Consider the following 19,707-nt stretch of genomic DNA (forward strand, 5'->3'; position numbering starts at 1 on the left):
ATGCTTATTTTTTTTGTCAACCCAGGGGTTAACATGAGTTTATTATCGTCACAACAGGATGTAGCCATCCTTTTTTATGCCACACTCGGTAAAAAAGCCGATAGCGCTGCCTTGAACTTCTTTGCCCGTCAGCTGGAATCGGGGCAGTACAGCAGAGATCAGCTGGCCGAAAAATTCATCCAGTCCCAAGATGGACATCATCGCTACGACGGCCTGACAACGTCGCAAAAAATTCAATACATCTATAAAAATACGACAGGCGCGGATCCGGCGCCCGCAGTGCTGGCCACGCTGGTCGCGCAAGCCAATGCAGGAAAAACGCTGGGGCTGATTACCAAGGATCTTATCGCCGGCGTGAAGAGCTATATGGGTGATGCTACGGCACCGGTCGCACAGCAACAGCATTTGTTTGATATTATTGATACAACCTTACACCCCGCTTTGTCCCCCTATCCCGCGAATGCCGAAGCGGCAGCCGATATTCAAGCCCTGTTTTACATCGTAGGCAGCCTCGCGGTGGCGGGAGGCGTCAATTATTGGAGCCAGGTGCTGGCCACAGGAAAAGCCGACGCCAGCTATATCGCCGGCCGTTTCGTCGATACGCGCAGCGCGTTGACCACGTTAAGTAATGAAGACTTCGTCAAAACCGTCTATAAAAACACCTTCGGCGTTGATGCAGGCGCAAGCGAGCTCGCCAATTACGTTACCGGGTTGAATAATCACACCGAAACGCGAGGCGATGTCATCATGCGTCTGATCGCCGATATTCGCAACGACACAGCACATGCCGCAGCCAAACAGGCTTTTCTTAATGCTACCCATGTCTACGCTGCGGGTGAGATGGCGGCGGCCAACTATCAGGAAAGCGTGGCGCTTCTCTTTCTGCAACTGGGGAAAAAGGCCACGCTGGAATCAACCGGACTGGACAGTTACAGCAAATTCCTCGCCGCGGGGAACTCCGAGCTCGATCTGCTGACCATTCTGGCTAAATCCTCCCCCTTCAAAGATGCTGCAGACTTCGCCAGGATTTATCACGAACTGTATTACGGCCCGGCGCTGAGCGAACTGCAAAAACAGGCAATTTTGCTCAAAGCCGGCAATAATCCGCTGCAGGCGACGCTGAATATTTTGCATGCGTTCCGCAATGGGGAAGCGCCGCTGGAGGGCGGAGTCAGCCCAAGTCACGAGCAACTCGTCAATCTCGAAGACAAAATTGGCAGCGAGCTGGGATACCAGATCCGCGGCAACGTCACGATGTCGAATGCCGACGGCGCCCTCAACGGCAGCCTGAATACCGGTAAGCAACACGCGTTAAGCCATGCGGAAATCACCCAGCTGCGCGAGATCACCCTTAACGCCGAGATCGGCTCCGCGGTCGATCTCAGCTTTGCCAAATCGTTGCAAAAAGTCACGCTGCAGGGCGACTTCGCCACCAGTGAAGCAATGCTTCAATCGCTGAGAAACCTGAATGTCACCCTTTTTCTTAGCGAGGGCAACCTGCTGAACGCCCCCGACGGGATTAACTTTACCAACGTTAAGAACAGCACCGTCGTCGCCGACCGGCTCGATATGACGACGGCAGCCGCGCAAATCAATCTGGCCGCCGGGAAGCATCAGCTTGCCTGGCAAGGCAATGCCACCGCCGACAGCGGCAATAGGGTCAGCAGTGATTTCAAAGCGACGGCGCTTAATAGCGATCCCGAGACATCTTACTACAGTGTCTCAGCCAATTTTTTCACCAAGGTCGTCCACCTGACGGCCAGCGCCGGCGGCGGCTATGACGCTGAAATTACAAATAACGTTAATCAGTTCCTATACTTCAACTATGTAGATTTGACCCACTATCGCGGTACCGGAGAGATTTATCTTAACGGGCAGCGGGTCGCCACCGAAGGCAACAAGGTCTTTGACTTTGGGTTGTTCACGCAAGAAGCCACCGTCTCCCATCCGATTTACGGTAACATCAACTCGCTAAAACAAGGCGAAATGGCGCAACCCAATGCTTCGCAAAACGCTACGGGATCGGCTGGAGGGGTAATTACGGCCTACTCCGGAGATTTAACTCTGCTCAACGTCAGCAGCGGACAGTTTACCCTCGGCGGCGACTTGAGCGCGAAAAGCCGTATCCACATCAGCGATACGGCGCGTAGCGACAACAGTTTTAAATTGTTCTTTACCGATGCGGCTAGCCATACGGTAACCAACCTCAATATGGGTACTTTCAGCTTTACATCGAACCATAAAGAAACGCTCGAAATCCGTATGGGCAGCAATCTCGACATTGTGCAAAATCGCACGTTGACCCTGAGCGGCGGGGACAACTCGATTAGCACGTTGATGCTGAGCGGCTATATGTACACAGGCGATAAGCCGCTGGTGCTCAATCTGACCGTTGCCGCAGATTTTAGCGATAACCTGAAAACCATCATAGGCAGCGAATTTACCGATGAACGCCGTTATTACTCCGACATGAAGCTGTTCCTCGTCGCAGAAAAAGGCGGCACTGGCGGCGGCGCTTTCTACAACACGCTAAACACGCTGGCCAATAAAGACGATTTCGCCCATGTCATTGCCGAACTTGCCGGCGACCAGTTAACGGTCGACCGCACCGGATTGACCGTCTATAAAGCCGACGTTAAGGGCAACACGACGTTGGATAGCGCCGGTACGTTACATTTTACCGATAGCAAAATAGACAATATGGTCACGCTCAATACCGGCTATGCCAACAGCGTCATCTCCGTGGGAGAAACCGACAACCCATGGGTTTTCTCCAAAACAGGAGACAAGACCGCAACCTTGTACGGCAGCGCCACCACCCAAGCTGAGTTACAAAATGCGTTCAGTGGCCTGAATGCGACGGACAATGCCCAAGCGCTGTTCTCACAGGTACTGGCGAAAATAACGAACGGCGCCAGCACCAATAATCTGGCGGAAGTCGGATTGCTAAAGTTGGACAAATCGCTCTACGTCATCGTGGATAACAATCATAATCACAGCTTTGACGCCGATGATGTCGTGTTCTCGATCGGCAATCAGGATCCCTATCTGGCTGCCGTCTCTCTGCACTACCACTCGCCCGTCGTCACCGTGAACGGTGTTGCGGCCGAAAACTCGCTGCCGGAGGTGTTTGCCTAATCGTCATGCGCGCCATGCGATAAAAAAAGCCCGGGGATCCCCCCGGGCTTTTCATGTCATATAGGCTGACTGACGCTTACTGCCAATCCACCAGGCAATAATGTTTCTTGCCGCGGCGCAGCAGCGTGTAGCGGCCGAACAAACGGTCTGAATCGCTGAAGCGGTATTCGGCATCGGACTGCTTCTCGCCGTTGATGGTCACCGCGTTGGAACCGATCATGGTGCGCGCCTGGCCGCGTGACGGCACCAGCTCGGCATTCACCAGCGCCTGCTGCAGATCGGCGTCGTGGTCCAGTTTGATGGTCGGCATGCCGTCCTGCGCCAGCTGGGCGAAGTCCGCTTCGGTCATGTCGTGCAGTGCACCGGAGAACAGGCTCTGGGTGATGCGCTTGGCGGCCGCCAGGCCTTCCGCACCGTGCACCATGCCGGTCACTTCTTCCGCCAGCACGTACTGGGCGCGTGGCGCCTTACCGCTGTTCTTGTCTTCTTCCTCCAGCGCGTTGATGTCTTCCAGGCTCATGAAGGTGAAGAACTTCAGGAAGCGGTAGACGTCGGCATCGGCGGTGTTGATCCAGAACTGATAGAACTTGTACGGGCTGGTTTTTTCCGGCGCCAGCCAGACCGCGCCGCCCTCGGTTTTACCGAACTTGGTGCCGTCTGCTTTGGTGATCAACGGCACGGTCAGGCCGAACACCTGCTTCTGGTGCTGACGACGCGTCAGATCGATACCCGAGGTGATGTTGCCCCACTGATCGGAACCGCCGATCTGCAGCTCCACCTGGTGGCGGTTGTACAGCTCGGAGAAATCGTAGCCCTGCAGCAGATTATAGGAGAACTCGGTGAAGGAGATACCGGAGTCGTCGCGGTTCAGGCGCTGCTTGACCGCTTCCTTGTTGATCATCTGGTTGACGGAGAAGTGCTTGCCGATGTCACGCAGGAAGGTCAGCACGTTCATGCCGCCGAACCAGTCGTAGTTGTTGGCCGCGATGGCGCTGTTGCTGCCGCAGTCGAAATCGAGGAACGGAGAAACCTGCTTGCGGATCTTCTCGACCCACTCGTTCACCGTATCGGTGGTGTTCAGCTTGCGCTCCGCCGCTTTGAAGCTCGGATCGCCGATGAGGCCGGTGGCGCCGCCCACCAACGCGACCGGCTTGTGGCCGGCCAGTTGGAAGCGCTTCAGGCACAACAGAGGAACCAGATGGCCCAAATGCAAGCTGTCAGCGGTCGGATCGAAACCGCAATACAGTGCAATTGGCCCTTGCGCCAGTCGCTCCGCTAACGCTTCCTCATCCGTAACCTGGGCAACGAGGCCCCGCTCTTGCAGTTGTTTAATCAAGTTGCTGCTTGCCATCAATGACTCCATGTATAAACGAATGCACCTTTGCCGGTACACGGCCTTTCGCCCAGTGGCGAAATAAAAAATTCAGGGTAGCGCATAGAATAAAGCGCCGGCGGCGTCAGCACCAGCGCTTAGAGGGGATTTTCCGTCTTCAGGGTGCCAGTCGGTCAATTTTCCAGTCATTCCCGTCCCGCTGATACAGGAAACGGTCATGCAGGCGATGGGCGCCGCCCTGCCAGAACTCGACGGAGTCGAATTTCACGCGGAATCCGCCCCAGAAACTCGGCAACGGCACCTCGCCCTGCTGGAACTTCTGCTTCAGCTCGAGGAATTTGCTTTCCAGCACGCCACGCGCGGAAATGCGCGACGACTGCTGCGATACCCAGGCGCCGATCTGGCTGTCTTTCGGGCGACTGTTGAAATACTTCAGCACGTCGAGGGTCGACAGACGCTCCACCTGGCCGAGGAAAATCACCTGGCGATCGAGCATGTGCCAGGGGAACAGCAGGCTGATGTGCGGGTTGTGCGCCAGCTGCTGCGCCTTGCGGCTGCCGAGGTTGGTGTAGAACACCAGCCCCTGCTCATCGAAATGCTTCAGCAGCACGATGCGTTGATAAGGCTGGCCGTGTTCGTCGACGGTCGCGACGCACATGGCGGTGGGATCGGCCAGGCGCGCGTCGCAGGCCTGTTTCAACCAACGCTCGAACAGTTCGAGCGGATTGGCGGTCAGATCGTTGCGGCGCAGGCCGCCTCGGGTGTATTCACGGCGCAGGTCCGCAACATCAAACTCATTCTTTTCAATCATCTGGGTTATCGACCAACTGAAAAATCCGTCGTTACATTCTGCGCCTGCGGCGTCAGGAACTCAATCGCTCCGACGCCGCCGCCGACCTTCACTCCGTCAACACGCAGTCGCTCATGACTACCTTGCCGTTGCGCTCAAGATAGGCGTTACGGTCTTTCGACCAAAAAGTGTATTTGCCGTCGCTGTATTTGGCACCGGTCAGCGCCAGCACCTGCTTGAGATGCAGCTGCTCGCCATCCATCAGCAGGCTGACTTCGCTCGCCTTGCCATCGAGCGCCACCGTCAGCGGCGTAGTGCCGCACTGGTAGTGCATCGTCTGGCTGCTTTGCGGCAGGATGTAGCTGCAGCCGGACAGCGCCAGCGCGCCGGCGACGAAAATGACTTTTTTCATGCTGTTGCTCCTTAGAAAAATCCTTCACAGGCTATCCTAACAGAGCTAACGGGCCCCCAATGGCAAAACCGGATAAATCCCACCCAACACCGTTTCACGGCTGGCGCCGGTCACTGAAGGCAGGTTGCCGGGCTGGCCGGACAGCGTGCGAAACGCCAGCCAGGCGAAGGCCAGCGCTTCCATATCGTCGCCGCTGACGCCGAAATCGTCGGTCAGCCCAACCTCCGTACCCGGCAGCAGCGCCGACAGGCGCGCCATCAGCAGCGTGTTGCGCGCCCCGCCGCCGCACACCAACAGACGCTCGCACCCACCGGCCAGCAGCACCTGTTCGCTGATGCTGACGGCGGTCAGCTCCGTGAGCGTGGCCTGCACGTCGACCGGTGCCATCGCCGGCAATCCGGCCAACTGCCGCTCCAGCCAGGCGATATTGAAATACTCGCGGCCGGTGCTTTTCGGCGCCGGCAGCGCGAAGTACGGATCCGCCAGCATCTGCTGCAACAGCGGTAAACAAACCCGCCCCTGCATGGCCCAGTCACCGTCCTGATCGTAAGGCTGCGCGCGGTGGCGCCACACCCAGGCGTCCATCAGCATGTTGCCCGGCCCGGTATCGAAACCGCGCACCGGCGTACCGGGCAACAGCAGAGAAAGGTTGGCGATGCCGCCGACGTTCAGCACCATGCGCCGCTCGACGGGATGCCCCAGCAGCGCCTGATGAAACGCCGGCACCAGCGGCGCGCCCTGCCCGCCGTAGGCCATGTCGCGCCGGCGGAAATCGCCGACGGTGGTGATATTGGTCAGCGCGGCGATGCGGTTGTTATCGCCGAGCTGCATCGAGAAACGCGCGTCGCCTTCCGGTTCGTGCCACACCGTCTGGCCGTGGCAACCGATGGCGGTGATCTGCTCGGCGTCGATGCCGGTTTGCTTCAGCAAGCCGAGCACCGCCTCGCCGAACAGCGTGCCCAGTTGAGCGTCCAACCGGCCGACGGCCGCCAACGTGGTCTGCTGCCCCTGGCACATGCCCAGAATCTCTTTTTTCAGCGCCATCGGCATCGGATGGCTATAGCTGGCCTGCTGCGCCACCATGCGATCGTCGATCGCGGCCAATACCACATCGATTCCGTCCAGACTGGTGCCGGACATGACGCCTATATAGCGGCCTGACTTCATAGCAACATCCTCTAACCCGCGCGGTAAGCAAATTTTATCCTGACAAATAAACCAGAATTGCCGGATTAACGCCATGAATTATGATGCTTTTTTTACAGGCCGTGAGCCAAACACCACCTCCCGGCGCCGCTGTGGCACATGTTATGTGTTAAACCGTGCCATAACAGGCAACGGAATGTCGCCAAGGCTGTCATAAAGGTAAACCGCGGTTTATTATTGGTTGAACAGAGAAAAGTTAAGCTGCGTGCAGCGATGGAGCATGGCGGTGTGTCAACTTTCAGCCATACTTTGTCTATCATTTTCACTGAATCTTGCCTGGAGAGCATTGCCAGGTTATGGACTACTACCATCAGGAGTTTTGTATGATCAAGCGTCTTCTCGTCGTTGCCGTTGCCGCCGTTACGCTGGCCGGCTGTGCCAATGAATCCATGTCCGGCGATGTCTACTCGTCCTCGCAGGCCAAGCAGGTGCAGAACGTCACCTACGGGACGCTGGTTTCCGTGCGTCCGGTTAAAATCCAGGGCGGCGAAGGCTCCAACGCCTTGGGGATGATCGGCGGCGCGGTGATTGGCGGCCTGTTGGGCAACACCGTAGGCGGCGGCACCGGCCGTACGCTGGCTACCGCAGCGGGCGCCATCGCCGGCGGCGCGGCGGGCAACAGCATCGGTGAAGTGGCCGGCCGTACCTCAGGCTACGAGCTGGAAATCAAAACCGACCAGAAAGAGAACATCGTGGTGGTACAGAAAGCGGGCGACACCAAGTTCAGCCCAGGCCAGCGCGTGCGCATGGCGCGCATGGGCGACACCATCACCGTCTCTCCGCTGTAAGTCAGTCGGCGGCACACGGCAAACCGGAGGCAATCGCCTCCGGTTTTATTTCTGATGCTGTGAAACTGTAATCGTAGAAAAATAAGAATATTATTATTTGTTCTGCAGTTCGGTGATATTTTGTTCTAACTTGCCAATCAGCCCTACCAACAGATGCACTTCGTCGGCGGTAATGCCGCTTAAAATCTCACTGCGTGTCGACGTGATCACACTGTCCACTTCCCTGATGATCGGATCGGCCGCGTCGGTCAGCTTGATGCGCTTCGCGCGGCGATCGTTGGCACAGGTGTGACGCGTGATCAGCCCTTTCTCCTCCAGTTGGTCCAGCGTACGAACCAGTGACGGCTGCTCGATACCGATCGCTTTGGCCAGCTGGATTTGCGACTGCTCCGGCGGCAAACGATTGATATTGTGCAAAGTGACCCAGTGCGTTTGGGTCAGCTCCAACGGCTTGAGCCGATGATCGATGAGCGCGCGCCAAACACGAACTAATCGTGCTAAATCTGAACCTAATGTTGACTCCACTTCCCCCTCCTTATAATTAGCATGCTAACATTACCTCCCAGAGTTTAGACTATTTTGGGTAACTCACATTAAAAACACAAATGTATATAATGTATATTGTGGAAATAGCCACTATTTTTAGCCGCTATTGTTTAATCGTTATGCAAATATTCAACATATTCACCCTTAGGGATTGTTAATGTGAATACATCATGGTTACACACCTCATCCCCCTTACCCGATTTGGTCCTGGGGGCATCGCTTTATTTTCCACCTATATTTAAAGCTTTTTTACTAGGACTGGTCTTATGGCTGCTGATTCATCAGGTGCTGAGGGACTGGATGTATTCCGGTGAAATCTGGCATCCCATGTTGATGGACCTGTCCATTTTCGTTCTGACCGTCAGCGGTTCCTTATGGATTTTAGCGAGTTGGTAACCCATGCAGCATAAAACATTAAAATACTTCTCAACGGTGATCGTCTGCGCCATTGCCGTCTGCGCCGGTTGGTGGCTCTGGAATTATTATATGCAATCCCCATGGACCCGTGATGGAAAAGTGCGCGCCGAACTCGTCAATATCACCCCTGAAGTCTCTGGAAGATTAGAGAAAATAAGCGCGAATGACAATCAGTTCGTACCTGCGGGAAGTCTGATTTTTACCCTCGACCCGGTGCCCTACCAGATTGCGCTGGACAATGCCGAGGCCGCGGTGGCAAAAGCGCAATCCGATCTGGCCAAAGCGGACCACGAGGCAGCCCGCCGTCGCGGTTTGCCACGTAACGTTATTTCCGCTGAAGATTTGGACGAGTCGAATTTAGCCGCTCAGGCAATGAAAGCCGCCTATAAAGCCGCCCAGGCCAACCTGGAACAGGCCAAATGGAATTTGAGCAAAACCAAAATTTATGCGCCAACCGACGGTTATATCACCAACCTGCAAGCGCGAGTCGGAAACTACGCCAACGCCGGTACGCCGCTGGTGGCGTTGGTGGATGTGCATTCGTTTTATGTGCTCGGTTATTTCGAAGAAACCAAGCTGAAGCATATAAAAGAAGGCAATAAAGCGGACATCGTTTTATATAACGGCAACACGCCGCTGCAGGGGGAAGTAGAGAGCATCGGCCGCGCCATTTACGATCAGAGCGTCGACAGCAGCAACGATCTATTAATGGACGTTAAGCCTAATGTTCCTTGGGTGCGTTTGGCTCAGCGCGTGCCGGTACGGATAAAATTGCTCAACGTGCCCGCCGATTTGACGCTGGTCGCCGGCACCACCTGCACCATTTCGATTCATCAGCGGAACTAAAGTGTGAACCTGCCTTTTCTGGAATGGAGCCGTACCCCCTGGGGTAAGGCGACCGGCGGCCAATGGCGCTATGCGCTGCGCAACTCGCTGGCGATGTGTCTCGCGCTGTGGGTGGCGTTCGTGCTCGAGCTCGACGAACCCTATTGGGCGCTCACCTCCGCGGCGGTGGTGAGTTTCCCCACCGTCGGCGGCGTGATCAGCAAAAGCATCGGCCGCATCTTCGGCAGCCTGATGGGGGCCGCCGCGTCGGTGGCGATCGCCGGCCACTGCCTGAACGATCCCTGGCTGTTTACGCTGTTCATCGCCGCCTGGATCGGGCTGTGCACCTATATCTCCAACCATTACCAAAACAACGTTTCTTACGCGTTCGCGCTGGCGGGCTATACCGCCGCCATCATCGCCTTCGGCACGGTCAACGTCACCGATACCCAGCAGATCTTCGACATCGCGCAGGCGCGGGTTTGCGAAGTGATCACCGGTATTCTGTGCGGCGGGTTGATGATGATGATCCTGCCCAGCACCTCGGACGGCGAAGCGCTGCTGACCTCGCTGCGGCGCATGCAGCTACGCCTGCTGGAGCACGCCGCCATGCTGTGGCAGCCGGAGATCACCGCACAGATGCGCACCTCGCACGAGGGGGTCATCGGCCAGATCCTGACCATGAACCTGCTGCGCATTCAGGCATTCTGGAGCCACTACCGGCTGCGGCGGCAAAACAACCTGCTCAACTACCTGCTGCACCAGCAGCTGCGCATCACCAGCGTCATTTCCAGCCTGCGCCGCATGCTGCTGAACTGGCCGGATCGCCCCGCCAATCTGATGCCGGTGCTGACACAATTGCTGGACGAGCTGCGCGATCCCGCCACCGATAAATACCGTTTGGCGCGCCTGCTCCAGCAGATCGCGCCGCAAGATGCTGCGGACTACCGCCATCGCGCTTTCTGGCTGCGGCTGCGCGATTTCTGTTGGCTTTACCTGCGCTGCAACCGCTGGCTGCAGCGGTTGGAGAGCGCCACGGCGGTCAGCGATCTCCAGCCGCCGCGCGTCACCTCGCTGGCGCGCCATACCGACAGCTACGAAGCCGCTTATAACGGCCTGCGCACCTTTTTATGCATCGTGATCGGCTGCGCCTACTGGATCAACACGCAGTGGGACGCCGGCAGCGCGGCGCTGACGCTCACCGCCATCAGCTGCGTGCTCTACTCCTCGACGCCTTCGCCGATCAACAGCGTCAGCACCTTGCTCAAGGCGGTGCTGCTGCTCTCGGTCGCCTGCTTTGTGGTGAAATTCGGTTTGATGATCCAGATTGACGACTTCTGGGTGTTCTGCGCCTTCCTGTTCCCGATCCTGGTGACCATGCAGATGCTCAAGCTGCAGAATCCACCTTATGCCGCGCTCTGGGGGCAGCTGATCGTCTTTATGGGATCGTTCCTGACCGTCAGCAATCCGCCGAGCTATGACTACCAGTCCTTCATCAATGACAACATCGGTAAAATCGTCGGCGTACTGCTGGCCGGGTTGGCGTTTCAGATCCTGCGCCCCAGTTCGGACAAGCGCAAAAGCCGCCGCATTATCCGCGCGCTGCGGCGCGATTTTATCGATCAACTGAGCAAACGACCGCAGCAGAGCGAAAGCCAGTTCGAATCGCTGATCTATCATCGCATCAGCCAGCTCAATCAGAGTCAGGATCAGGAGGCTCGCACCTGGCTGCTGCGCTGGGGCGTGGTGCTGCTCAACTGCAGCCATATCGTCTGGCAGTTGCGCGACTGGCAGACCCGTTCCGATCCGCTGTCGGCGGTGCGCGACGTCTGCATCCACTGCCTGCGCGGCATCATGACGGAGAAAGGCGTGCAGCACAGTTCGCTGGACGCCACGCTGCAGGAGCTGCTGCGCATGAGCAACGCGCTGGCGCACCACCCGGAACAGGCGGCACGCGATTTGGCCGGTCTGATTTGGCGACTCTACTGCTCGCTGCAGCAGTTGCAGCAGGCGATGGGCCAGCCCGCTACCGCGCCGGCCGTTAGCGGCGGGTGATCACTTGATCACCCCGCAGGCGAAACGCTCACCGCCTCCGCCGAGCGGCAGTGGGTGATCCGAGTGGTTATCGCCGCCGGCGTGCACCATCAGTGCCTTGCCCTCAATTTCACTGATTTTTTTCAGCCGCGGCGCCAATACCGGATAGTTCGCCATGCCGTCGGCGGTCACAGAGAGGGCCGGTAAATCGCCCAGATGCCCGTCGGCATACGGCCCGAGGTGCTTCCCGGTCTTTTGCGGATCAAAATGCCCGCCGGCCGCCAGCGCCGCCACCGCTTTGCCGTCCTTCATCCCCGGCTCGCAGCTGCCTTTTTCATGCACGTGGAAGCCATGTACCCCGGCCGGCAACGCTTTCAGGCTCGGCGTGAACAGCAAGCCGTACGGCGTTTCGCTGATGACCACCTTGCCGATATCCTGACCGATCCCCTGCCCGGTCACCAGGTGCATCTCGACGTCGGTTGTCGCCGCCTGAGCCGCGCCACACGCCATCAGGCCAAGTGCTGCATACCAATAACGTTTCATCAATCAGTCTCCTTAATGTCTCTGCTGAGCTTTCAGTATAGGAGAGCCGGCGCAGGCACTGTTAACCAACGCACAATCTCGCCAATTTGATTCGCACACCTAATATTTAGGGCTAATACTATTTCTACCGATGTTGGTCCTCTGACCAGCTGTCGTTCGGCTAACGTTGTTTCCCTGTTTCCACCGCCGACGCATGAGAGTTCACTCCCCGGCCAGGCGGCATAATTCATAAGGAACTGATATGGGCATCTTTAGCTATAAGGATTTGGACGAAAACGCGTCGAAAGCGCTGTTTTCCGACGCCTTGGCCATCTCTACCTACGCTTACCACAATATCGATAACGGCTTCGACGAAGGCTACCACCAGACCGGTTTCGGGCTGGGCCTGCCGCTGACGCTGATCACCGCGCTCATCGGCAGCACCCAATCGCAGGGCGGCCTGCCCGGCCTTCCCTGGAACCCCGATTCCGAACAGGCCGCGCAGGAGGCGGTGAACAATGCCGGCTGGTCGGTCATCAGCGCCGCGCAGCTGGGTTACGCCGGCAGAACCGATGCACGCGGCACCTACTACGGCGAGACCGCCGGTTACACCACCGCTCAGGCCGAGGTGCTGGGCAAATATGACAGCGAAGGCAATCTCACCGCCATTGGCATCTCATTTCGCGGTACCAGCGGCCCACGCGAGTCGCTGATCGGCGATACCATCGGCGATGTGATTAACGATCTGCTGGCCGGTTTCGGGCCGAAAGGCTACGCTGACGGCTACGCGCTGAACGCCTTCGGCAATCTGCTGGGCGACGTGGCGAAGTTCGCGCAGGCGCACGGGCTGAGCGGCGAGGACGTGGTGGTCAGCGGCCACAGCCTCGGCGGGCTGGCGGTCAACAGCATGGCGGCGCAGAGCGACGCCAACTGGGGCGGCTTCTACGCTCAGTCCAACTATGTTGCCTTCGCCTCGCCGACCCAGTACGAAGCCGGCGGCAAGGTGATCAACATCGGCTACGAAAACGATCCGGTGTTTCGTGCGCTCGATGGCACCTCGCTAACCCTGCCGTCACTGGGCGTCCACGATGCGCCGCACGCCTCCGCCACCAACAATATCGTCAACTTCAACGACCATTACGCGTCGGACGCCTGGAACCTGCTGCCGTTTTCCATTCTCAACATTCCGACCTGGCTGTCGCACCTGCCGTTCTTCTATCAGGACGGGCTGATGCGGGTGCTGAACTCCGAGTTTTATTCGCTGACCGACAAGGACTCGACCATCATTGTCTCCAACCTGTCGAACGTGACGCGCGGCAATACCTGGGTGGAAGACCTGAACCGCAACGCGGAGACGCACAGCGGGCCGACGTTTATCATCGGCAGTGACGGCAATGATTTGATCAAGGGCGGCAAAGGCAACGATTATCTCGAGGGCCGCGACGGCGACGATATCTTCCGCGATGCCGGCGGCTACAACCTGATCGCCGGCGGCAAAGGCCACAATACCTTCGATACCCAACAGGCGCTGAAGAACACCGAGGTCGCCTACGATGGCAATACGCTTTACCTGCGCGACGCCAAAGGCGGCATTACGCTGGCGGACGACATCAGCACCCTGCGCAGCAAAGAAACCTCCTGGTTGATTTTCAACAAAGAGGTGGATCATCAGGTGACCGCGGCCGGATTAAAATCGGATTCGGGCCTCAAAGCCTATGCCGCTGCCACCACCGGCGGCGACGGCGATGACGTCCTGCAGGCTCGCAGCCACGACGCCTGGCTGTTCGGCAACGCCGGCAACGACACGCTGATCGGCCATGCCGGCGGCAACCTGACCTTTGTCGGCGGCAGCGGCGATGACATCCTGAAGGGCGTCGGCAACGGCAATACCTTCCTGTTCAGCGGCAATTTTGGCCGCGATCAGCTGTATGGCTTCAACGCCACCGATAAACTGGTGTTTATCGGCACCGAAGGCGCCAGCGGAAATATCCGCGAGTACGCCACGCAGCAAAACGACGATCTGGTGCTGGCCTTCGGCCACAGCCAGGTCACGCTGATCGGCGTCTCGCTCGATCACTTCAACACCGATCAGGTGGTGTTAGCCTAAGGATCGGCGTAAAAAAAGCCGGGCGCTTTCGCCGCCCGGCTTTCCTCTTTTTTGCTCCGCCTTAAGGCACGTCATACCCCAGCGCCGCCTTGCGAATGCGGAACCACTGCTGGCGGTTCAGTACCAGCTTCTGCGCCTTCAGCGCCGAGCGCACCCGCTCAATCTTGCCGGAGCCGATAATCGGCAGCGGCGACGACGGCAGGCGCATCACCCAGGCGTACACCACCTGCTCGATGGTGTCGGCGCCGATCTCTTGCGCCACCCGCTGCAGCTCGTCGCGCAGCGGCTGGAACTCGGCGTCGTTGAATAGGCGCCCGCCCCCCAGGCAGGACCAGGCCATCGGCTTGATGCGCAGTTGCTGGCACTGGTCGAGCGTGCCGTCGAGAATGGCCGGCTGGTGAATCGGCGAGATCTCCACCTGGTTGGTCGCCAGCGTGAACGGCAGGCGCGACTGCAATAGCTGGAACTGCGCGGGCGTAAAGTTGGAAACGCCGAAATGTCGCACCTTGCCGCTTTTATGCAGCGCGACGAAGGCTTCGGCCACGTCGTCGGCATCCATCAACGGATCCGGCCGGTGGATCAGCAGCAGATCGAGGTAGTCGGTATGCAGATGGCGCAGCGATTGTTCCGCGCTCTGTACGATATGGTCGCGGTCGGTGATGTAATGGCCGATCGGGTTGCCGGGCTTGGCGGTGGTGGCGATGCCGCACTTGGTCACCAGCTCCAGCGACTGGCGCAGCGCCGGCTTCAGGCGCAGCGCGTCGCCGAACGCCTGTTCGCAGGCATAGCCACCGTAGATATCCGCGTGGTCGGCGGTGGTGACGCCCAGTTCAACATGCTGTTCGATGAACGTCAGCAGCTGCTGCGGCGACATGCCCCATTCCATCAACCGCCAGTAACCGCAAATCATGCGGGAAAATTCAGGCCCCTGCGGCGCGAGACGTATACGTTCTACCATTGCGAAAACCTCATGACATTAGTTGTCAGCCAGCATACACAAGCCGGTGAGGCACAGGGAAGCGGTAAGCCACACGAACGTGCGGCAGATCAGGAAAGGTTAAAACAGCGACGGCTGTTCCGGCAGCGGCTCGTCGGGCGCTTTATTGGCGCGTTGCAGGCGCAGGAAGCGTTGACGGCACAGGCGCAGCACCTCGCGCTTCTGCGCGTCGCTCATGCTCATCCAGCCGAAGCGCTCCTCGCGGCTGCGCAGGCAGCCACGGCAGAATCCGCGGTCGTCGGCCTGACAAATGCCGCGACACGGGCTGGGGATGTCGAAAAATTCAAGCTGCTGCGCCACGGGGCCTCCTGCTTTCTCTTGCTAATTGAAGACGCCATCGCCGCCGCTGGCAAGTCCCTTTTCGCCATTGCGGCGAAAATAGTCGCGCAAATAACGCAGCGCCTGGCGGCTTTTCTCCGGCACGTTGCGCTCGAGCGTCAGCGCGTGCAGCCGCAGCGGTGCCGGCCGCCACTCCGGCAACAGCAGCAACAGCTCACCGCGCTGAAGCTCGTCGCCAATTTCATACAGTGGCTGAATGGAAATGCCCAGCCCGGCGCGGGTAAAGGCGCGCATCACATTCATGCTCTCGCTGACGATCTGCCCTTCCGCCAGCCGCAGCTTAACCTGCTGGCCGGACTGGTGCAGCAGATCCAGATGCGCCCCGCTGTAGCCGCTGGAGATCCAGCGGTGCTGCACCAAATCCTGCGGTTTTTCCGGCACCCCATGCTGGCTGAGATAACGCGGCGCGGCGCACAGCACCATCGGCCACGCCGTCAGCGGATGCGCGATCATATTGGCGTCCGCCAGTTGACGGTTGGCCCGCAGCGCGATGTCGACCCGCTGCTCTATCATATCGACGATGCGATCGTCCGCCAGCACCCGCAGCGTCAGCTTGGGGTGCGCCTGCAACAGCGGCGCCAACGCCTCCGCCAGCGATCGGCCGCCGATGCCGACCGGGGTGGCGATGCGCAGCTCGCCCACCAGCGTATCCCGCAGCTCCGCCAGCCGCTGCTCCGCCTGCTGCGCCTGCTGCAGCATCGCCTCACAGCCGGGATAGAACGCCGCTCCGGCCTCGGTCAGCGCCAGACGGCGGGTGGAACGGTGCAGCAGCGGCACCCCGAGCGCCTTCTCCAGCGAACGCATGTGCTGGCTGACCGCCGACGGCGTCATGCCCAGCCGCCGCGCCGCGCCGGCCAGCGATCCCTCCGCCACCACGGTGGCGAACACCGCCATTCGATTGAGTTTATCCATGATTATGAAGTTTTACTTAATCAAGAAAGCATGAATATGGCACTAATCACGGCTATTGTTAAGGACTAAAGTAGATACCACGCAGCAGGCACATCGGCCTGCCTCACGATACTGAACCTATCCCCCGAAGGAGCATACAGATGAAAGTAGCCATTATTGGAGCAACCGGTTTTGTTGGCCGCCGCGTGGTGGATGAAGCGCTGGCTCGCGGCATTCAGGTGACGGCGATCGCCCGCCAGAAAAAAGAGTTGCCGGAGCACGCCAATCTGACCGTCGCACTGGGCGACGTTGCCGATACCGCCTGGCTGGCGGGGCAATTGCGCGGTCAGGATGCGGTGATCAGCGCCTACAACCCCGGCTGGGGCGAAGACAACCTGTATGAGAAAACCACCCGCGGCGCCCAACAGATCCTCACCGCGGTCGAACAGGCCGGCGTCAAGCGCCTGCTGGTGGTCGGCGGCGCCGGCAGCCTGGAAGTAGCGCCGGGCGTTGAACTGGTGGATACGCCGCAGTTCCCGGACAATATCCGCCCCGGCGCGCAGGCGGTGCGCGATCTGCGCAACACACTGCGCAACGAATCGGCGCTCGACTGGACCTATCTCTCGCCGGCTGCCCTGCTGGAGCCGGGCAAACGCACCGGCCAGTTCCGCCTCGGCACCACACAACTGCTGATGAACGGCGAAGCGCCGGCCAGCATTTCGGTGGAAGACCTGGCGGTCGCCATCGTTGATGAGATTGAAAAACCTCAATTTATTCGCGCGCAATTCACCGCTGCCTACTAAACCGTCCCACCGCCAGGCCGCCCGGCCTGGCGGTTTTCGCGTATTCTCCGCCGCCAGTATTCTGAATTTCTAAGGTTTTCTTAAGTTTCATCCGGTAGATTTCAAGGCATTATCTACTTTCAGGATCCCGATTTGGCAATGTGGTTACGTCAACGCTTACAGTGCAACAGCCTCGGTTTTACCCTCGCCACCGCCCTGTTCTTCACTCTGTTTCAGAACGCGTTATTCCTGCATCGCGCCTGGTCGTATATCACCTTCGATAGCGTCCACAGCGTGATTTTCGCCGCCAGCATGCCGGTGGTGATCTTCTGTGCGCTGAATATCATCTTCAGCGTGTTGACTGTGCCCTACCTGCGCAAGCCGCTGATCATCTTTTTCTTGCTCGGCAGCGCCGCAGCCAACTATTTCATGTTCAGCTATGGTGTAGTGATCGACGGCAACATGATGCAAAACGCCTTCGAGACCAATCCTCAGGAGGCGACGGCGCTGCTGACGCCGCGTATGGGATTATGGCTGGCACTGCTTGGCATTCTGCCAGCGGTGGCGGTCTGCTTCACCCAAATTCGCCAGACTCGCCCCTGGTGGTACATGGTCGGGCTGCGCGCCGCCAACGTCATGCTGTCGTTGGTGGTGATCCTGATCGTCGCCGCGTTGTTTTACAAAGACTACGCTTCGCTGATCCGCAACAATAAAAGCGTGGTGAAGATGTTGACGCCTTCCAACTTCGTGGCCGGCACCATCAAGTTTACCGAACAGCGTTATTTCACCCGCAATCTGCCGTTGGTAAAAATCGGTGAAGACGCGCGCAAAGGGCCGCTGATCGCCGGGCAGGTCAAGAAAACGCTGGTGATCCTGGTGGTGGGAGAAACCGCCCGCGCCGAAAACTTCTCCCTCGGGGGCTATGAACGCGAAACCAACCCGCGCCTGAAGCAGGATGACGTGGTCTACTTCAAGAACGCCAGCTCCTGCGGCACCGAAACGGCGATCTCCGTGCCCTGCATGTTCTCCAACATGCCGCGCAAGGAATACGACGCGACTCAGGCAACGCATCAGGAAGGCATGCTCGACGTGCTGGCGCATGCCGGCGTCAGCGTGCTGTGGCGCGATAACGACGGCGGCTGCAAAGGCGCCTGCGACCGGGTACCGCACATCGATATGACCAAGCTGAAACTGCCGCAGGACTGTGACGGCGAGGTTTGCATGGACAACGTGCTGCTGTACAAGCTGAACGACTATATCAATAGTCTGAAAGACGACGGCGTGATCGTGCTGCACCAGATGGGTAGCCACGGTCCGGCTTACTACCGCCGCAGCACCCCGGCGTTCCAGGCGTTTACGCCGACCTGCAACAGCAATCAGATCCAGGATTGCAGCCATGAACAGCTGGTGAACACCTATGACAACTCCATCCTGTATACCGACGCGATGCTCGATGCCACCATCAAGCTGCTGCGGCAGTATGACGACCGGTTCAATACCGCGCTGGTCTATTTGTCCGATCACGGCGAATCGCTGGGGGAAAACGGCATGTATCTGCACGGCACGCCTTATGTCTTCGCGCCGAGCCAACAAACGCACGTGCCTTTCCTGATGTGGATGTCGGCCGACTATCAGCGCAACTTCGGCGTCGATCGCCAGTGCCTGAACGCGCTGGCAGAAAAGGACGACGTGTCGCAGGACAACCTGTTCCATACCCTGCTGGGTATGCTGAACGTGCAGAGCCGCGAATATCAATCCCAGCTGGATATCCTGCAGCGTTGCCGCAACGCGGCGTAAGCGCTTAACTTCCGCGTGCCGCTGGGGCACAATAGTTTGCAGACCACCGGCGTTTTGTGCGCCGGTTTTTTTATTCCCATTGACCTAGACCAATCGGTCTATTATGCTCGGCACCATGATGACCAAATCAACGCATTGCAACGTGGACACACGTGAACATCTGCTCGCCACCGGCGAAACCCTCAGCCTGCGCCTGGGCTTTACCGGCATGGGGCTGAGCGAACTGCTGGCCACTGCGGGCGTGCCGAAAGGCTCGTTCTACCACTATTTTCGCTCGAAGGAAGCCTTCGGCGAAGCGATGCTGCAACGCTATTTCGCCCATTATGATGCAGAAATGCAGGCGCTGTTTGCCGACAGACGCGGCGATGCCCGCCACCAGCTGCTCGGCTATTACGCTCAGGCCATCAGCTACCACTGCCGCAGCGAATGCCACAACGCCTGCCTGGCGGTGAAGCTTTCCGCCGAGGTGAGCGATCTGTCTGAACCGATGCGCCATGCGCTGGAAACGGGCACCGCTCGCGTGATCGGCCACCTGCAGGAGGCCATCGAGCGCGGTATCGCCGAGGGCTCGCTGTCGGTGGCCATGAGCCCGGCAGCGACCGCAGAGACGCTGTACTCACTGTGGCTCGGCGCTTCGCTGCGCGCCAAGATCCGCCACTCGCTGGCGCCGTTGACCAGCGCGCTGGAAAGCATCGAGTTGCTGCTGCGCCCGCCGCAACCGTAACGGTAACAATTTCTTTTTATTGAAAAATGCAGTTCGTGGTTTTTTATCGCCCATTACTA

General features: G+C 58.6%; 18 protein-coding genes. 9 read left to right on the forward strand and 9 right to left on the reverse strand.

Features of this window, described 5'->3' with window-relative positions; genetic code table 11:
* Positions 1-33 precede the first annotated feature (33 nt).
* Positions 34-3,138, forward strand: coding sequence for a DUF4214 domain-containing protein (locus ACUTSC_RS03695; protein ID WP_443006744.1), 3,105 nt, complete (start codon positions 34-36; stop codon positions 3,136-3,138).
* 76 nt (positions 3,139-3,214) lie between these two features.
* On the opposite strand, the gene tyrS is transcribed toward ACUTSC_RS03695, so the two are convergent.
* The 4 genes from tyrS to anmK all read right to left on the reverse strand — a co-directional run bounded on the left by tyrS (position 3,215) and on the right by anmK (position 6,840).
* The gene (gene tyrS / locus ACUTSC_RS03700) at positions 3,215-4,489 is read right to left on the reverse strand and encodes a tyrosine--tRNA ligase (RefSeq protein ID WP_197767754.1); all 1,275 of its coding nucleotides are present in this window, start codon (positions 4,487-4,489) and stop codon (positions 3,215-3,217) included.
* A gap of 139 nt (positions 4,490-4,628) precedes the next feature.
* Positions 4,629-5,282 carry a pyridoxamine 5'-phosphate oxidase gene (pdxH, locus tag ACUTSC_RS03705; protein WP_049201958.1) on the reverse strand — a complete coding sequence of 218 codons (654 nt, stop codon included), beginning with the start codon at positions 5,280-5,282 and terminating at the stop codon, positions 4,629-4,631.
* Between the two features lie 88 nt (positions 5,283-5,370).
* Positions 5,371-5,673 (reverse strand): MliC family protein, encoded by a 303-nt coding sequence (locus ACUTSC_RS03710; protein ID WP_004931294.1) that lies wholly within the window; start codon positions 5,671-5,673, stop codon positions 5,371-5,373.
* Between the two features lie 45 nt (positions 5,674-5,718).
* Positions 5,719-6,840, reverse strand: a complete 1,122-nt coding sequence (gene anmK / locus ACUTSC_RS03715) for an anhydro-N-acetylmuramic acid kinase (RefSeq protein ID WP_197767753.1) — start codon at positions 6,838-6,840, stop codon at positions 5,719-5,721.
* Between the two features lie 362 nt (positions 6,841-7,202).
* On the opposite strand from anmK, the gene ACUTSC_RS03720 reads away from it, so the two are divergent.
* The gene (locus ACUTSC_RS03720; protein ID WP_025159710.1) at positions 7,203-7,667 is read left to right on the forward strand and encodes an outer membrane lipoprotein; all 465 of its coding nucleotides are present in this window, start codon (positions 7,203-7,205) and stop codon (positions 7,665-7,667) included.
* 93 nt (positions 7,668-7,760) lie between these two features.
* Here the strand turns inward: ACUTSC_RS03720 and slyA are convergent, their stop codons facing one another.
* Positions 7,761-8,192 (reverse strand): transcriptional regulator SlyA, encoded by a 432-nt coding sequence (gene slyA / locus ACUTSC_RS03725; protein WP_038874827.1) that lies wholly within the window; start codon positions 8,190-8,192, stop codon positions 7,761-7,763.
* Between the two features lie 180 nt (positions 8,193-8,372).
* Here slyA and ACUTSC_RS03730 point away from each other — a divergent pair, with 180 nt between their 5' ends.
* From ACUTSC_RS03730 to ACUTSC_RS03740, 3 genes are read left to right on the forward strand one after another with little or no spacing between them, the layout of a single operon-like run.
* Complete coding sequence (locus ACUTSC_RS03730) at positions 8,373-8,609, forward strand: DUF1656 domain-containing protein (RefSeq protein WP_074181202.1); 237 nt, start codon at positions 8,373-8,375, stop codon at positions 8,607-8,609.
* Between the two features lie 3 nt (positions 8,610-8,612).
* A complete protein-coding gene (locus ACUTSC_RS03735) occupies positions 8,613-9,476 on the forward strand; it encodes an efflux RND transporter periplasmic adaptor subunit (protein ID WP_025159707.1) in 864 nt (287 codons plus the stop codon).
* Between the two features lie 3 nt (positions 9,477-9,479).
* Positions 9,480-11,510, forward strand: coding sequence for an FUSC family protein (locus ACUTSC_RS03740; protein ID WP_445653097.1), 2,031 nt, complete (start codon positions 9,480-9,482; stop codon positions 11,508-11,510).
* Here the strand turns inward: ACUTSC_RS03740 and sodC are convergent, their stop codons facing one another.
* Complete coding sequence (sodC, locus tag ACUTSC_RS03745) at positions 11,511-12,032, reverse strand: superoxide dismutase family protein (RefSeq protein WP_197767750.1); 522 nt, start codon at positions 12,030-12,032, stop codon at positions 11,511-11,513.
* Between the two features lie 241 nt (positions 12,033-12,273).
* Here sodC and ACUTSC_RS03750 point away from each other — a divergent pair, with 241 nt between their 5' ends.
* Positions 12,274-14,118, forward strand: a complete 1,845-nt coding sequence (locus ACUTSC_RS03750; RefSeq protein ID WP_445653098.1) for a polyurethane esterase — start codon at positions 12,274-12,276, stop codon at positions 14,116-14,118.
* A gap of 61 nt (positions 14,119-14,179) precedes the next feature.
* On the opposite strand, the gene ACUTSC_RS03755 is transcribed toward ACUTSC_RS03750, so the two are convergent.
* The 3 genes from ACUTSC_RS03755 to ACUTSC_RS03765 form a co-directional block, all read right to left on the reverse strand.
* Complete coding sequence (locus ACUTSC_RS03755; RefSeq protein WP_038874812.1) at positions 14,180-15,076, reverse strand: aldo/keto reductase; 897 nt, start codon at positions 15,074-15,076, stop codon at positions 14,180-14,182.
* Positions 15,077-15,175: 99 nt separating this feature from the next.
* A complete protein-coding gene (locus ACUTSC_RS03760) occupies positions 15,176-15,415 on the reverse strand; it encodes a DUF1289 domain-containing protein (RefSeq protein WP_019455980.1) in 240 nt (79 codons plus the stop codon).
* A gap of 21 nt (positions 15,416-15,436) precedes the next feature.
* Complete coding sequence (locus ACUTSC_RS03765; RefSeq protein WP_194572094.1) at positions 15,437-16,366, reverse strand: LysR substrate-binding domain-containing protein; 930 nt, start codon at positions 16,364-16,366, stop codon at positions 15,437-15,439.
* 140 nt (positions 16,367-16,506) lie between these two features.
* Here ACUTSC_RS03765 and ACUTSC_RS03770 point away from each other — a divergent pair, with 140 nt between their 5' ends.
* From ACUTSC_RS03770 to ACUTSC_RS03780, 3 genes are all read left to right on the forward strand, one after another.
* Positions 16,507-17,148 (forward strand): NAD(P)-dependent oxidoreductase, encoded by a 642-nt coding sequence (locus ACUTSC_RS03770; protein ID WP_445653099.1) that lies wholly within the window; start codon positions 16,507-16,509, stop codon positions 17,146-17,148.
* A 138-nt stretch (positions 17,149-17,286) separates the two neighbouring features.
* Positions 17,287-18,924, forward strand: coding sequence for a phosphoethanolamine transferase EptA (gene eptA, locus ACUTSC_RS03775; protein WP_197772993.1), 1,638 nt, complete (start codon positions 17,287-17,289; stop codon positions 18,922-18,924).
* 103 nt (positions 18,925-19,027) lie between these two features.
* Positions 19,028-19,648, forward strand: a complete 621-nt coding sequence (locus ACUTSC_RS03780) for a TetR/AcrR family transcriptional regulator (RefSeq protein WP_416384712.1) — start codon at positions 19,028-19,030, stop codon at positions 19,646-19,648.
* Positions 19,649-19,707 lie beyond the last annotated feature (59 nt).

The sequence above is a fragment of the Serratia sp. TSA_105.2 genome (genome assembly GCF_052692115.1).

Bases quoted from the DNA above. Each gene is read 5' to 3' on its own strand.
- ACUTSC_RS03695 (WP_443006744.1), top strand. From the start codon at position 34: ATGAGTTTATTATCGTCACAACAGGATGTAGCCATCCTTTTTTATGCC.
- tyrS (WP_197767754.1), bottom strand. From the start codon at position 4,489: ATGGCAAGCAGCAACTTGATTAAACAACTGCAAGAGCGGGGCCTCGTT.
- pdxH (WP_049201958.1), bottom strand. From the start codon at position 5,282: ATGATTGAAAAGAATGAGTTTGATGTTGCGGACCTGCGCCGTGAATAC.
- ACUTSC_RS03710 (WP_004931294.1), bottom strand. From the start codon at position 5,673: ATGAAAAAAGTCATTTTCGTCGCCGGCGCGCTGGCGCTGTCCGGCTGC.
- anmK (WP_197767753.1), bottom strand. From the start codon at position 6,840: ATGAAGTCAGGCCGCTATATAGGCGTCATGTCCGGCACCAGTCTGGAC.
- ACUTSC_RS03720 (WP_025159710.1), top strand. From the start codon at position 7,203: ATGATCAAGCGTCTTCTCGTCGTTGCCGTTGCCGCCGTTACGCTGGCC.
- ACUTSC_RS03735 (WP_025159707.1), top strand. From the start codon at position 8,613: ATGCAGCATAAAACATTAAAATACTTCTCAACGGTGATCGTCTGCGCC.
- sodC (WP_197767750.1), bottom strand. From the start codon at position 12,032: ATGAAACGTTATTGGTATGCAGCACTTGGCCTGATGGCGTGTGGCGCG.
- ACUTSC_RS03750 (WP_445653098.1), top strand. From the start codon at position 12,274: ATGGGCATCTTTAGCTATAAGGATTTGGACGAAAACGCGTCGAAAGCG.
- ACUTSC_RS03755 (WP_038874812.1), bottom strand. From the start codon at position 15,076: ATGGTAGAACGTATACGTCTCGCGCCGCAGGGGCCTGAATTTTCCCGC.
- ACUTSC_RS03765 (WP_194572094.1), bottom strand. From the start codon at position 16,366: ATGGATAAACTCAATCGAATGGCGGTGTTCGCCACCGTGGTGGCGGAG.
- ACUTSC_RS03770 (WP_445653099.1), top strand. From the start codon at position 16,507: ATGAAAGTAGCCATTATTGGAGCAACCGGTTTTGTTGGCCGCCGCGTG.
- eptA (WP_197772993.1), top strand. From the start codon at position 17,287: ATGTGGTTACGTCAACGCTTACAGTGCAACAGCCTCGGTTTTACCCTC.
- ACUTSC_RS03780 (WP_416384712.1), top strand. From the start codon at position 19,028: ATGCTCGGCACCATGATGACCAAATCAACGCATTGCAACGTGGACACA.